At 63.0% G+C, this 11,323-nt stretch carries 22 protein-coding genes; 5 read left to right on the top strand and 17 right to left on the bottom strand.

The window, feature by feature from the left end:
* From CG471_RS18485 to CG471_RS18410, 16 genes are all read right to left on the bottom strand, one after another.
* Positions 1-248, bottom strand: a 248-nt coding sequence (locus CG471_RS18485; RefSeq protein ID WP_180275736.1) for an alpha/beta hydrolase, incomplete at its 3' end; no start/stop codon positions are given.
* Between the two features lie 90 nt (positions 249-338).
* On the bottom strand, positions 339-1,346 hold the full coding sequence (locus tag CG471_RS18480) for a tyrosine-type recombinase/integrase (RefSeq protein WP_037510450.1): 1,008 nt from the start codon (positions 1,344-1,346) through the stop codon (positions 339-341).
* Positions 1,333-1,593, bottom strand: a complete 261-nt coding sequence (locus tag CG471_RS18475; RefSeq protein WP_037510448.1) for an AlpA family transcriptional regulator — start codon at positions 1,591-1,593, stop codon at positions 1,333-1,335. Before CG471_RS18475 ends, CG471_RS18480 begins: the two co-directional genes overlap by 14 nt.
* Positions 1,590-1,997 carry a hypothetical protein gene (locus tag CG471_RS18470; protein ID WP_099232898.1) on the bottom strand — a complete coding sequence of 136 codons (408 nt, stop codon included), beginning with the start codon at positions 1,995-1,997 and terminating at the stop codon, positions 1,590-1,592. The genes CG471_RS18475 and CG471_RS18470 overlap by 4 nt, the downstream gene beginning before the upstream one ends.
* Positions 1,997-2,467 carry a hypothetical protein gene (locus tag CG471_RS18465; RefSeq protein ID WP_099232896.1) on the bottom strand — a complete coding sequence of 157 codons (471 nt, stop codon included), beginning with the start codon at positions 2,465-2,467 and terminating at the stop codon, positions 1,997-1,999. Before CG471_RS18465 ends, CG471_RS18470 begins: the two co-directional genes overlap by 1 nt.
* On the bottom strand, positions 2,457-2,900 hold the full coding sequence (locus tag CG471_RS30270; protein ID WP_143560247.1) for a hypothetical protein: 444 nt from the start codon (positions 2,898-2,900) through the stop codon (positions 2,457-2,459). The genes CG471_RS18465 and CG471_RS30270 overlap by 11 nt, the downstream gene beginning before the upstream one ends.
* Positions 2,897-3,190 (bottom strand): MarR family transcriptional regulator, encoded by a 294-nt coding sequence (locus CG471_RS18455; RefSeq protein WP_052076660.1) that lies wholly within the window; start codon positions 3,188-3,190, stop codon positions 2,897-2,899. The genes CG471_RS30270 and CG471_RS18455 overlap by 4 nt, the downstream gene beginning before the upstream one ends.
* Positions 3,183-3,767: a sulfotransferase gene (locus CG471_RS18450; protein WP_099232892.1), complete on the bottom strand. Its 585-nt coding sequence runs from the start codon at positions 3,765-3,767 to the stop codon at positions 3,183-3,185. Before CG471_RS18450 ends, CG471_RS18455 begins: the two co-directional genes overlap by 8 nt.
* Positions 3,760-3,966, bottom strand: a complete 207-nt coding sequence (locus tag CG471_RS30265) for a hypothetical protein (RefSeq protein ID WP_143560246.1) — start codon at positions 3,964-3,966, stop codon at positions 3,760-3,762. Before CG471_RS30265 ends, CG471_RS18450 begins: the two co-directional genes overlap by 8 nt.
* Positions 3,956-4,945 carry a DUF5131 family protein gene (locus CG471_RS18440; protein ID WP_037510436.1) on the bottom strand — a complete coding sequence of 330 codons (990 nt, stop codon included), beginning with the start codon at positions 4,943-4,945 and terminating at the stop codon, positions 3,956-3,958. Before CG471_RS18440 ends, CG471_RS30265 begins: the two co-directional genes overlap by 11 nt.
* 159 nt (positions 4,946-5,104) lie before the next feature.
* Positions 5,105-5,695: a hypothetical protein gene (locus CG471_RS18435; protein ID WP_037510434.1), complete on the bottom strand. Its 591-nt coding sequence runs from the start codon at positions 5,693-5,695 to the stop codon at positions 5,105-5,107.
* Positions 5,692-6,285: a hypothetical protein gene (locus CG471_RS18430; protein ID WP_037510431.1), complete on the bottom strand. Its 594-nt coding sequence runs from the start codon at positions 6,283-6,285 to the stop codon at positions 5,692-5,694. Before CG471_RS18430 ends, CG471_RS18435 begins: the two co-directional genes overlap by 4 nt.
* A 115-nt stretch (positions 6,286-6,400) precedes the next feature.
* Entirely contained in the window at positions 6,401-6,706 is a 306-nt protein-coding gene (locus tag CG471_RS18425; RefSeq protein ID WP_099232888.1) for a hypothetical protein, read from the bottom strand.
* Between the two features lie 133 nt (positions 6,707-6,839).
* Positions 6,840-7,577, bottom strand: coding sequence for a Rad52/Rad22 family DNA repair protein (locus CG471_RS18420; RefSeq protein WP_052076659.1), 738 nt, complete (start codon positions 7,575-7,577; stop codon positions 6,840-6,842).
* Positions 7,570-7,779 (bottom strand): hypothetical protein, encoded by a 210-nt coding sequence (locus CG471_RS18415; RefSeq protein WP_037510424.1) that lies wholly within the window; start codon positions 7,777-7,779, stop codon positions 7,570-7,572. The genes CG471_RS18420 and CG471_RS18415 overlap by 8 nt, the downstream gene beginning before the upstream one ends.
* Complete coding sequence (locus CG471_RS18410; protein ID WP_037510421.1) at positions 7,767-8,216, bottom strand: hypothetical protein; 450 nt, start codon at positions 8,214-8,216, stop codon at positions 7,767-7,769. The genes CG471_RS18415 and CG471_RS18410 overlap by 13 nt, the downstream gene beginning before the upstream one ends.
* Before the next feature lie 122 nt (positions 8,217-8,338).
* Here CG471_RS18410 and CG471_RS30260 point away from each other — a divergent pair, with 122 nt between their 5' ends.
* Entirely contained in the window at positions 8,339-8,752 is a 414-nt protein-coding gene (locus CG471_RS30260) for a hypothetical protein (RefSeq protein WP_143560245.1), read from the top strand.
* A gap of 290 nt (positions 8,753-9,042) precedes the next feature.
* Here the strand turns inward: CG471_RS30260 and CG471_RS18405 are convergent, their stop codons facing one another.
* Positions 9,043-9,735, bottom strand: a complete 693-nt coding sequence (locus CG471_RS18405) for a LexA family transcriptional regulator (protein ID WP_080727053.1) — start codon at positions 9,733-9,735, stop codon at positions 9,043-9,045.
* On the opposite strand from CG471_RS18405, the gene CG471_RS31840 reads away from it, so the two are divergent.
* The 4 genes from CG471_RS31840 to CG471_RS18390 all read left to right on the top strand — a co-directional run bounded on the left by CG471_RS31840 (position 9,713) and on the right by CG471_RS18390 (position 11,246).
* The gene (locus CG471_RS31840) at positions 9,713-9,931 is read left to right on the top strand and encodes a Cro/CI family transcriptional regulator (RefSeq protein WP_080727052.1); all 219 of its coding nucleotides are present in this window, start codon (positions 9,713-9,715) and stop codon (positions 9,929-9,931) included. The two genes, CG471_RS18405 and CG471_RS31840, sit on opposite strands and share 23 nt — an antisense overlap.
* Positions 9,932-10,072: 141 nt before the next feature.
* The gene (locus CG471_RS30730; protein WP_155282081.1) at positions 10,073-10,210 is read left to right on the top strand and encodes a hypothetical protein; all 138 of its coding nucleotides are present in this window, start codon (positions 10,073-10,075) and stop codon (positions 10,208-10,210) included.
* Positions 10,207-10,905: a DNA methyltransferase gene (locus tag CG471_RS18395; RefSeq protein WP_099232886.1), complete on the top strand. Its 699-nt coding sequence runs from the start codon at positions 10,207-10,209 to the stop codon at positions 10,903-10,905. Before CG471_RS30730 ends, CG471_RS18395 begins: the two co-directional genes overlap by 4 nt.
* Positions 10,902-11,246, top strand: coding sequence for a hypothetical protein (locus CG471_RS18390; protein WP_099232885.1), 345 nt, complete (start codon positions 10,902-10,904; stop codon positions 11,244-11,246). Before CG471_RS18395 ends, CG471_RS18390 begins: the two co-directional genes overlap by 4 nt.
* The last annotated feature ends 77 nt before the right edge of the window (positions 11,247-11,323 follow it).

The following is an 11,323-nucleotide window of genomic DNA, read 5'->3' as shown; positions in this document are numbered from 1 at the left end:
CCGCCCTGCCCGCGCCAGTCGAAGCTGGTCACCGCCCAGCCCCGCTGCGCCCAGTGGTGGATCACCTCCAGATATTTCTCGATCATGTCGCCACGACCGTTGAGGATCAGCATCCGGCCACGGGTGCCAGCACCCAGCCGATAGCGGCGGATCGGCCAGCCGTCGGGGGCCTGCCAATAATCGAGCAGCCCCCCCATCGGCCAGGCGCGACGGTCAAGGGCGGGCGACGGGAAGATCGGCGAATCCATGGGCCATGGTTACGGTTTGGTTAACCACATGGGCAAGTCCTCGGGTGAGAAATAGGGGGTTTGAAGGAGTTTGAAGGTTTCGCTTCCGTTCTAATTGCGTTTCCGCTGCCACTTGAGCATGGCCGCCTGTCCCAGCTTTTTCTGCGACCGCTGCCGCGCATAATATTCCACCATCTGGAGCGACTGTCCGCTGATAGCCGCCGTCTCGCCGGTGCTGCAGCCTGCTTCCAGCAGCGAGTTGACCGCGTTCTTGCGCAGGCCGTGCGGTACCACCTTCACCGGTGCGCAGACCGCCTGGATGGCAAGCCGGATCTTGTTGTTCTTCCCTTCGGTCGGTTTGCCGGGAATGATCGTGGACAGGCTGCGCTCATGACGCGACAGTTCCTTCGCCAGTTCGGCGTGGATCGGGATCTCCAGCGCCTTGCCCGTCTTCTTCTGGGTTAGCGAGATCGTGTCGCCAACGATGTCGCGCCAGGTCAGCGCCGCGACGTCGCCGATACGCTGCGCGGTGTAGTAGAGCAGGTGAACGCACAGGCGGACAAACCCGTCCTCGCTCGCCAGCGCTTTCGCCAACACTTCGTCGGGCCACGGCTGGTGCTCGCCCGTTGCCATCTCCTCGATGTCGGCGAAGGGATCGTTCGTCACATGCCCGCGCCGACGCGCCCAGCTATAGGCGGCGCCACCCGCGCGCTGCACCATGTTCGCCGCCCCCGGCCGGTCCGCCATCTTGTCGAGCAGCAGGACGATATCCTTGCGCTCAAGCCGCTGGGCCGGGGCAGTGCCGAGCTTGTCGACAAGTTCGCCCTGATAGAGCTCGTAGAGTCGCTTCGTCGAGGCAGCCTTCTTCTTGAAGGTCTCACTTGCCTGGTAAAGGTCGATCAACGCCTTCAGCGTCAGTTCCGCCTTCACGTTCGCCCGCCGCGTGCGATGCCCCATCAACGCGGCATAGGTTCCGCCGAAATTGCGGTCGCTTGGCGCAGGCAGCTTTTTCCAGACAGGCTTGCCCTTTTCGTTCACCTGTCCGGTGTCGAAATAGTAGTAGAATCGTCCCTTGGCTTTCGTCCGTTTGACGTAGGGGATGGCCTTACCCTTGGGCATATAGCTTCGTTCCCTTGCGCCAGTCATCCGGCGCATCAGTTTCACCGGTCAGGCGCTCCAGATAGGCGTCGATCTCGGCGCGGCTCCAGTGGAGACTATTGCCGAGGACGACAGGATGCGGAAGGCGCCCGCCCGCAATTTCGCGCTCGATCTCGGCGGCGGACAGCTCCAGATAGGCACATACGGATGCCTTTTTGAGCATCCTCGGCCAGAATGGCGCCTGCCCGCCCACGCTGCGTTTGCTCATGATGAGGGTTCCTTCGCTGGCTCCGGAACGAGCGCGATCATGTCCCCGATCGTCTGGGCTGAAAGGGCGGCCTCGTCGTCGACCTCCTCGCCACGGATGATCTGGAGATGGTAGGCAATCCACAGTCGGCGGAAGGGCGTGGCCACCAGCGGCCGGTTATCAACCGCCTGGTTGAACGGGATGTGAAGGTGCGCCGCAACGATAGTGCGGGCCGCCCGCAACTGGAGCTGGCCAGCCCGGAAGGCGATCGACATGAATTCGGCTGGTGGCACCTCGCCATCAGCGTTGCAATCGCGGCACCAGCCTGGCTTGGCACAGCTGCCCGCCATCCAACGACCATCAGCCTGCAGATACTCGTGGCGCACGTCGATCCAGTCGCGGCGCACCCGGACACCGTCACGCATCAGAACGGCTCCATGTCGTCGAGGCCGTGGATTGGGCAGTCATTGGACATGTGCGTCGGCGGCGCCTGGCAATTGCACACGGCTGGCTTAATCCAGCCATGCTGACGGAGGTGGCTCTCAGCGCCGAACATGGACGCATGAAGGAAGCCGAACGTCTCGCCTGCCTCGCCTAGGGCTTGCGCGAGCATCTCCCCACCTTTCATCATCGAGCTCAGCAGCACCTCGGCTTGAAGCGCGCGCTCCTCCAATGCGTTGTAGGAGCCTTTGAACCCATCCGGCCCAAGGCTTTCCAGCGCTTCGAGGATGGCCTTCGCCTTCTTGAGCGACGTCGCGCGCCGCTGTTCGTCCATTTTCCGCGTACGCTCCGATTCGCGTAGCACGCGACGGCCGGCAGCACGCAGCGCTGCGCGATCTGCCCAAGCGGGAGGGTCGATGATGCCGGCGATGGTCTGGGCCAGATCATTTTGCATGAGCCAGCACCTCCATGACGTCGGCCGGCACCCGGAAAAGTCCCAGCGCACCCTTGCACGGCACCGGCGTCTTGAGCGCAACCGGTTGGGCAAGCTTGATGCCCACCGGCCCGAAGAACCACGGGCTGTTGCTCTGCTCGACCGAACCCAGAAGTTCGATGCTGCCGACGATCGCCCCGCAGCCGTTCTTCATTTCGGTCCAGCTGCCCATATCGGGGCGCGGCTGGTCCCATGCTGGCGATGCCATGTAGCAATGACGAACCTCGTCCCACCAAGTTTCCTGCACCTCCTTCGTGCTCCACCAGGAGCTGGCATGCAGCCAGACGCGGCCCCGGTAATGCCAGTGGCGCGGCCGGTTCTCGATATCCTTGCCTAGGTGAAGGATAGCCGTCCACCAAGGCGCGCGGACGCTTATGGCGCGGTCGGGGATCACGCTTGCCCGCCAATCGAGCGGCGAAACGCAACGCCCGCGTCTGTAACGACGATGAACCGATCCCGCCCGTCCTCGCCGCGGCGACGCTCGACGAAGCCGTGCCCCTCCAACACGTCGAGTGCCCGCGATACCACGGGCTTAGAGACGTTAAGCGACATCGCCATGTCCCGCACGCGGAGCGGGTAGCGCTCGCTCATCGCGACGCCCATGATGGCGAGCTGGCGCGGCGTGATCTCGATATACTTGGGCGACCGAACGAAGGTCACCGCCTGGTCGAACAGGTCAGCCATGGGGCAGAAGCTCCATTTCAAGCATGTAGGGAAGACAGGTGGCCGGCCGGCGCCGCACGCAGCGCGCCATTTTCTCGATGTCGAGCAGCTCGTCGCGCCCGTTCCACACCCATTTCGCAATGGCCTCGGCAGCGCCAAGGGGATCGTGGATCAGATGCTCAAAGGGCATGTTGTAGAATCGGCCATCGCCGATACGGATCACGGCCTCGCGCGCGCGGCCAGTGTCGCGTCGCACGCTGTGCTCCATCGCCCGCCGCGCCCTCCGGTCGCTCCGCTCGCCGATCAGCTTGAGCATGCTCTTTGCCTGCTCGGCTGGATGCCGGGTCAGAAATATCGTGCGGTAGCTCAAGCCGATCGGCGGCTGGTGCAGATGCGGATTCAGCAGTTTGACGGCGTGCCCAGGGCAGCGGGCGAAAAACTCGCGCTGCGCGTCGATCGCCGGCAACTCCGCTGTCACGCGATCTTCGAACGCTGGATACGTCCCTATCGTCTGCACGTCGGCTGCGCTCAGCATCTGCATGACAAGCGACGATCCGCAGCGGCCGAGGCCGGCGACGAGGATGACGGGCTTAGTCATGGGCCAGCTCCGGACGCTCGTGAGCGCATTTCGGGCAGGCGGCGCGCGCCATCAGCATCGCCGCCTTGTCGAGCGGCGTCGGGAGATGAGCGACGATCCACTCGTGCCTGCAGGCGTTGCTACCGCAGCGCGCGGTGATGACGTTTGGGCCGCCAAGGTCTGGTTGGCCCAATTGCTGCAGCGTGAGATTATCTGACATGCGCTGCCTCCGGCATTGCATCGTGGAGCGCGCCGTCGAGGAAGCGTCCCGCCTTCTTCCTGCCGATGGGGTGCATGGCAGCGGCCATGCGTGCGTAGCGGTCCTCGCCATCCTCAAAGGTGCACCATCGACGGCGATGCAGGTTGAGGCGCACAGGCTCTGCCGTTCGCTGCCCCTCAGCAGCCCACGCGCCCCACTGCTTGAACAGAAAGGCGATCCCGACCGCTGCGCACTGATCGCGCAGGCTACGGGCCCAGTCGGGATGCATCGGCCGGGCACCCGGCCCGCTCTCGCCGCCGGCAACGACCCAATGGGGCAAGGCGGCGTGGGCAAGGATGTCGAGATGGCCGAGGAGCGGCTCGGCACTGACCCAGCGAACGGCCGCCGGCACCTGCGCCAAGACAGACCAGCGCTCGTCATAGTGCTTCTGATCCTCGGCGGAGATGCCAAGCCACACATTGGGCATCGGTTCGCCGGCCAGCAATCGAAAATCGGCGGTGAACTCGTTGCCATGTCCGATAGCGGCGGCTGGCCACGCGTTGACGATATCGCTCACGCGGCGTGCCTGGTCCGGCGCCGACAGGTAACGACGCATACGGTCGGCACGCTTCGTCAGCACCTGGAACGTGTGCTGTGGGCACATGGCCATGATGGCGAAGCACTGATCGATCCATTCGTCAGGCACGCTCTCGTGGAAAAGGTCGGACGTCGAGCACACGAAGATGCGACGCGCCTTCTTCCAACGCAGCGGCTGGGCGAGCTCGTTCGCGTCGAACCGAGTGACACCCGTCCAACGATGATCCTTGCCAGACGGCGTCGTGACGATCTGCGCTAGGCCCTCGCCCCACATGCCCGGCTGCGAGAAGCGCGCGGCCATGATCTCGGCATAGCAGTTGATGCAGCCGTGCGACGCGCGCGAGCAGCCCTTGACCGGCGTCCAGCTCGCGTCCGTCCATTCGATTGAGGTGCGATCAGCCACGGCGGCGTCCTTTCACCCGACCAGTGCAGATTTCGAAGAACAGGCCCAACCACTCGACCGCGATCGACCAGCCCACGACCTCGTTTGAGATGGCCTCAGGATCGCTGAGCGAACCGCCGCCCCAAGGCCCAACGCTGATGTGCGGGATCATAAATCGGATCACGGCCGCGCCACCGGCATGATCGGCATGTCAGTCCAGGCCAGATGCGTGACGAACTGATCCGATATAGGCTCAAACGTCACGTCGCCGTCCGCGCCCTCATAGCGCTCGAACCAGCCCGAACTGGTGCCATCGGCGGCGCAGACCTCAGCCCTACGACCTTCCTCGTCCCAATCGAGATGGACGCGGTTGAGATAGTAGATCTCGCCAGACGCGACGCGTGCCAACCCGTCATTGCTCTTCCAGCATGCGATGACGCGCAGTTCGCGCCCTTCATCCACGCACGGCGGCTGGTCCATAGGGTGCCAACGCTCGGCGAAGTAGGAAATGACGCGCTCGGCTGCATCGCGCTCCTCGGTGCCGGGCGCCTCGAAATCGCCGCCCGTCTCGTCAGCGATCAGGCCTGCGACGTGCTCGACGAGATCAGGACCTGGAGCAGCGAGGAGAACGGTGCGTGCCGCCGCGATGAGCACGGACAGGTCATCGCGATCGATCTGCCGGATCGAGCCGAGCCCCACCTTCGTATCCAGAGCCTCTCCGGCCAGCTCGATCACGCCGGACAGCACATGCTGGTCAATGGCAGAGGTCATAGCGGCAATCCTTTCAACATCGCGTCACGCGCGGCGTTCAGCACCGCCATGTCCCCGCCCTCGCCCGCACGGTCGGGATGCGCCGCTTTCGCAAGCTCGCGGTGGGCTGCGACGATTTCGTCGCGGGTGTAGATCCGTCCAGGCACATCGAGCCCGAGCAGCTGGCCAGGCGTCTTGTCCCCGAACATCTCGGGCGACGGCAGCGCGACGAACCCGGTAAAGGTCTGGCGCACGATCTGCAGGCCGCCATGGCGGGCCTCGACCACTCGCGCCTCAAGCACGTGGTGGATCGCCTGCAGGTTGTGTTCTATCTTCGGATATCGATCGACGGCGATGCAGCGCTCGCTACCATCCCACAGGAACCAGACTGCGACGCCAGGATCACGCGGGCTCCGATCGCCCAGCGTGTAGTTAGTCGAGATGACGATGTTGCTGACCGTCTTTCCGGTAGCCTCGCCGAATCGACGGAGCGAATTGCTCACGTTCTTGAGCGCCGGGTCGAGTGCCGTCTTGAATTGCGATGCACCGCGGCGGCCGGCGTCGGTGCGCGGGATGCCGATCGGCCATGCAAGGGGATATGCCTGCGCCATTATGCCGCCGTCCTATTGCTAGCGAGGGTGCTGGACCGACCGGCCTCGACGGCCGGCCCAGCTATTGGGGGGTAGGTGACGCCGGGAGCGTGGCGTCCGAGGCTTTGGGGGCTCGTCAATTCATGTGCTCCGCAGGCGCGCCACCGCCGTTGCGGGCAAAGTCACCAAGCGTGCGGATCAGCAGGCCAACAAAGGCCTGCGCGCCGTCCAGGTCGAAGCGGGCGAACAGCGCCTCGCGCTCCCCGGTGTGGAGCGACACGAACAGCATCGGCTCACCTTCGACCACATCAACGCCGACACCAGCAGCGCCCGCATCATCTTCGATCCCGCCCGAAGACAGGCGCTCCAGCACCATCGGCTTGACCGTCTCACAGCGCATCAAGGTCATGACCGGTCGCGCGAGGTGAATATTGGATGACATCAGCGCTTCCTCTGCGACTGGGGGATGATGCGCGGCAGCGGCTTGCGCTGATCGGCGGCGACATGGACCTGACCCCAATGGTCACGCCCTTTCCGTGGGAGCGGCTCGAGCTCCTTGCCGCGCGGCCGGCCGATCACAGCCCTGCCTCGTGCTTGAGGCGATCGCGCTCGGCCATGACGAACGGGCGCCACATCTCGGGTACGTCGCGCCAGTGCTTCGTCCAGAACTGCTCCGCCCGTCCGTCGAGCATCGCCTTCGGCAAGCCTTCGATCAGTTCCTTGACCACGAGCGGCTGGCGGAACGCCGGCGCCAGGCCGATGCCGGAGTTATTGGGCGGCGGGAGCAATTCCTGCGCCCGCCGCCCTGCGACCCGAACGGGCTCTCCCGTCGGCTGGTTATTCATGCGATCGAACAGGTTGCGCAGCGCGCGCTCAAGTTCGCCGATTCCTGCGCCGGTCCAGCACTTCCACACATGCTTGCCGTTGCGCTCGTAGCTCTCGCACTCGGCCCAGACAGCCGGCAGCTCATAGAGGTAGCGACCGATGCCCCACATGACGGCGGCACGCTTGAACGCGCCCGAAAGCCCGCCCTTCTCGCCTTCCATCGCCGTCGCGCCCGCGCCGTCGCTCTTCGACACCCAGCGCGTGCCCATGTCGATCGCAATGGTCGCGATCACACGGCCTGCCGCCGTCTCGGAAAAGCTGCTCTCCCAGCCGGCCGGGCCACACACATCGTCCAGCCGGTTCTGCACCGAGCGCGACGTGATATAGCACAGCGCCATCGCGCGGCGGCCGTCACGGGACACCTGCTGCGCACGCCAGCTATGCTCATTGGGCGCGAACGGCGCCTGCAGGGCGGCGAGGTCAACCACGGCTGGCGCTCCACGCTTCCAGGGCCTCAAGCGCCTGCTCACGGGCGCCGGCCTGCGCGATGGACAATTCCTCGCCCGACGCCGTCTGCGCGTCGATCGTCACACTCATCACGCGATCCAGCGCGCGAGCGAGCAAGGTCGCCACCGCCCCGCCGCCAAGGACGGTCGGCTGGTCAGCAAGGGCGGTCTTTACAGCGCCCACGACGCGAAGCTCCGGGCGATGGCGAAGAAGAGCAGGCCGATCGAGATCACGCCAGCCGCGACCATCACGACTTCGTGCCACAGCTGCTTGTGCCAGATGCGCGAGATCAGGCGGGCGCGATACTCGGCCGTGCCAGGCGTGAAGGCCGGCGAGGCAGCGACGCGCGTGAGGAACTGCTCCGCCCAGTCAGCGGCGTCGTCGCAGTCCTCGGGCATGCCGAAGCGCTGCGCCTGCGCCTCGAGCAGGCGGTAGGCCGTGCTGAAGGACGAGAAGGTTGCAGCGTCCGACACGTCGCCGAACGACAAGACGTGCTGCCAAAGATGATCAAGCCGGTCGAGCGCGGCCGTGTCCGTCGCGTTACGGACGGGCACCGACGCCAGCGCCCCAAAGGGCGAAGGCGCGGTGCAGAATGCGGTAGATGCAGTGTGCGACGACATTCGTCCCTCCCGGTTGTTACGGGAAGGAGATTACGGTTATCGTAATTAAACGTCAATACGGTTTTCGTAATTTATTGAAGGCTGGCGGTGAGGCATGCTGGGTGGCGCTAAAGGAGTAGCTTATGCGTTCGTCAACGGTCGTCGCCATACTGCCCATCGCAGCCTGTGTCGCGGCAGCTTCGTACTATCAGTACGACTATGCGAAGCATGGGGAAGACACGGAGATCAACGAGCGTATTGAAGAACGGCGTGACGCTGCCAGTTGGGCCGATGCAGCGAACCGTGCTGAGCAATCTTGGGAGGAGTGCCGATCTCAGCATTCGTATCTGGAATGCAATGAATGGCCGAAAAGAAGGCGTGCTGCCTTCTACAAATCCATAAACGACGATACGGGATGGTATGGCGGGGGGCCTAGAATTGAATACATCCCGACAAACCGGGACCGCCGAAACGAGTGGCTCGGATGGCTCGCCATCTCTCTCATTTTCGCGTTTACGATCCGCAAATTTGCCCGAGAATCCTCCCCAAGCTGGTGACCATTCTCAACTATAAATGGGGAAGGGTTGCAGTCACAGCGCGACAACCGTTACGGATAAGAACATATCAAGAACAATGATTCGGTGGGTTTGTGTCGAGATCCTACGTTTATCGAGCAGTGTGCTTAGGCAGGCCCATTGGGCCATGGCGTAGCAACATCCATCAAGCGCGTGCTGATTTGATTGAAGAAGGCCTCGGCGAGTACAGTGAGTGGAGCCGCACCTTTTACACCACCATTCCTGGCGATATTCAGTCAGCAATTAAGGCCAACGCACGATCTGCCGCTTAATCACATCCGCGATGCACGCCAAATGACGCGACCAACGACGCGGAAATCTCCGCCGCTGATCGGCATTTCACGATGAGACGGATCACTCGAGCATGGGACTAAGCGAGCAGGGCTTTCCTGGTATTGCTTAAATGTCGTCTCGCCGTCCGCATTCTGCACAACGTAAAATCGACCCGGCCACAAGTCGAGGTCGGCTGGATCGACGATAATCATGGCTCCGTCCGGGACATGAAGATCCATGGAGTCGCCCACCACCCTCAGGGCGTACGCACTGGAGGGCATACTTGGATCGGGGGACGGTATCGAGCGCCGCGATTGACGGACAGCTTCACGCCAATTCCCTCCCGGCACCTCACCTAGAAGTGGAATTGGGCGCGCCGCAGGTGGGCGATCCTCTTGCATTCCAAGCCAGTCGACTAGCTTAGGCAATTCATGCGGCTGGATGCGGCGCTGCCCTTGCAGCATTTCAGCAATCCTGGGCGGCGCGATCCCTAAGTGATCAGCCAGAGCCTTCTGCGTGAAGCGCTTTTCTGCAACCTGCAGCTTAAGTTCGGCAAGAATCTCGTCATGGCTCAACATGACGGCACATTGCGGAAATCGTAATCCGGGGTCGATAACGGACATCGTAATCATCTCTTGTTTTGAATTACGGTTATCGTAATATATCAGCATGCAGAAGGCAGCTGACATCATAGACGCGCTTGGCGGCACCAGTGCTGTCGCCCGAGCCTTGGAGATAACCCCTTCAACGGTATCAAGCTGGAAAACCAGTGGCAGGATACCTCGCTGGAGGATGCCACTCGTGGAAGCCCTTGCGCTAAAATTGGGCGCTAATCTGACTGACAAGCAGCATGCGGGATCGCCGGAAACGACGATCTCAGAACTCTAACGTGATGAGTTAGCTCGCATGCAGAACCTCAGAACAGGGCGGAATACTGGCCCGCCGCTTGATTGCTGCACCAGCTAACACTTCGGTCTGACACCTGCCAAGCCGTTTCGTTTTATTTTTGTCCTTCCGGGGAGAGTGGAAATGGGCACCTTCTTCATTTCGCTGGCATGTAGCGCTGTCGCTTTCACAATCGGCATTGGCGTGGGCGGTCTGTTCACGGTGCTTCGCATCGACCGTCACAACGACGAGGCTCTCAAGGCTGAGAGCGAGGCGCAATGACCGCCCGCGCCACTGTCCATATCGGCGACGCCACACTCTATCTGGCCGACGCATACCAGCTGCTGCCTACACTCGGCTGGTTCGACGTGCTCGTGATGGACCCGCAATATGAGTTCGACAATTCGGGCGGCGGAGCGTTCCGCGCAGCACGCGGCGCCAGCGACCAGATCGTAGAGGAAGGGCTCGACCAGGGCTTTGATCATACGATCATCAACCCACTGATGTGCGGCGCTGTCGTCAGCTTCTGCCACAACGACCAACTGCCCGAGCTGCTGCCCTATCTCAATGGCAGCTTCCATCGCTGCGTCGTCAATTTCTGGGCGAAGCCGAACCCTTCGCCGCATCGGAACAAGCATTATCTGGCTGACACCGAGCCCTACATTCACGCGTGGAACCGCGAGTTCCCGCCTGTCGGCGATCATCATGACATGCATCGCTGGATCAGCGCCGGGTCGCAGCCCTCGAAACTCTACAGCCACCCCACGGTGAAGCCCGACGCGGTGATGTCGAAGATCGTGAAGAATGTGGGCGGCCGGACAATTTGTGATCCGTTCATGGGCACCGGCTCGACCGGCGTCGCTGCGATGCGCGCGGGCAAACAGTTCACCGGCATTGAGTGGAACGAAAAGCATTTCCGCACCGCCGTGGAGCGGATCACCGACGCATATCGAGAAGACGGGAGGGACGCCGCATGATCTGGCCCTTCAGGCGCAAGAAGCGCCCGACAGGACAATTGCCGCCGATCAACGAGGATTGGCGTGTAGGCGACCTCGCCGCGTGCATCATGAATGGCGGCTGGACCGGCGGGGTCGGGCCGACATACGGCTCGATCCACCGCGTCACCGCCGTGGTTGAAGGCCATCTGAAGAAGACGAACGAGCCGGTCTGGGGGCTGCAGCTGCAACCCTGGCTCTCCTATTACCACGCCGAGGCCTTTCGCAAGGTGCAGCCAGACGCCGAGGAATGCTCGACAGAGTTCAAGGCGCTGATCGATCTCGTCGTGCATAAGCCCGTGAAGACGGGAGTGGACGCATGATCCGTTGCCCCTTCACTCGTGATGCAGTGCGCCAGATGCTGCCTATCTTTCCGTGCGACGAGCATATCGCCCGCCGC

The organism is Sphingobium sp. IP1, assembly GCF_002708645.1.
Taxonomy (GTDB): domain Bacteria; phylum Pseudomonadota; class Alphaproteobacteria; order Sphingomonadales; family Sphingomonadaceae; genus Sphingobium; species Sphingobium yanoikuyae.
Note: the sequence above shows the minus strand (reverse complement) of the source record. Positions and strands in the feature narration are given on the sequence as shown.

Excerpts from the sequence above, each read along its gene's own strand:
- CG471_RS18480 (WP_037510450.1), bottom strand. The coding sequence starts at position 1,346 with ATGCCCAAGGGTAAGGCCATCCCCTACGTCAAACGGACGAAAGCCAAG.
- CG471_RS18475 (WP_037510448.1), bottom strand. The coding sequence starts at position 1,593 with ATGAGCAAACGCAGCGTGGGCGGGCAGGCGCCATTCTGGCCGAGGATG.
- CG471_RS18470 (WP_099232898.1), bottom strand. The coding sequence starts at position 1,997 with ATGCGTGACGGTGTCCGGGTGCGCCGCGACTGGATCGACGTGCGCCAC.
- CG471_RS18465 (WP_099232896.1), bottom strand. The coding sequence starts at position 2,467 with ATGCAAAATGATCTGGCCCAGACCATCGCCGGCATCATCGACCCTCCC.
- CG471_RS18455 (WP_052076660.1), bottom strand. The coding sequence starts at position 3,190 with ATGGCTGACCTGTTCGACCAGGCGGTGACCTTCGTTCGGTCGCCCAAG.
- CG471_RS18450 (WP_099232892.1), bottom strand. The coding sequence starts at position 3,767 with ATGACTAAGCCCGTCATCCTCGTCGCCGGCCTCGGCCGCTGCGGATCG.
- CG471_RS30265 (WP_143560246.1), bottom strand. The coding sequence starts at position 3,966 with ATGTCAGATAATCTCACGCTGCAGCAATTGGGCCAACCAGACCTTGGC.
- CG471_RS18435 (WP_037510434.1), bottom strand. The coding sequence starts at position 5,695 with ATGACCTCTGCCATTGACCAGCATGTGCTGTCCGGCGTGATCGAGCTG.
- CG471_RS18430 (WP_037510431.1), bottom strand. The coding sequence starts at position 6,285 with ATGGCGCAGGCATATCCCCTTGCATGGCCGATCGGCATCCCGCGCACC.
- CG471_RS18425 (WP_099232888.1), bottom strand. The coding sequence starts at position 6,706 with ATGTCATCCAATATTCACCTCGCGCGACCGGTCATGACCTTGATGCGC.
- CG471_RS18410 (WP_037510421.1), bottom strand. The coding sequence starts at position 8,216 with ATGTCGTCGCACACTGCATCTACCGCATTCTGCACCGCGCCTTCGCCC.
- CG471_RS30260 (WP_143560245.1), top strand. The coding sequence starts at position 8,339 with ATGCGTTCGTCAACGGTCGTCGCCATACTGCCCATCGCAGCCTGTGTC.
- CG471_RS31840 (WP_080727052.1), top strand. The coding sequence starts at position 9,713 with ATGCAGAAGGCAGCTGACATCATAGACGCGCTTGGCGGCACCAGTGCT.
- CG471_RS18405 (WP_080727053.1), bottom strand. The coding sequence starts at position 9,735 with ATGATGTCAGCTGCCTTCTGCATGCTGATATATTACGATAACCGTAAT.
- CG471_RS30730 (WP_155282081.1), top strand. The coding sequence starts at position 10,073 with ATGGGCACCTTCTTCATTTCGCTGGCATGTAGCGCTGTCGCTTTCACA.
- CG471_RS18395 (WP_099232886.1), top strand. The coding sequence starts at position 10,207 with ATGACCGCCCGCGCCACTGTCCATATCGGCGACGCCACACTCTATCTG.
- CG471_RS18390 (WP_099232885.1), top strand. The coding sequence starts at position 10,902 with ATGATCTGGCCCTTCAGGCGCAAGAAGCGCCCGACAGGACAATTGCCG.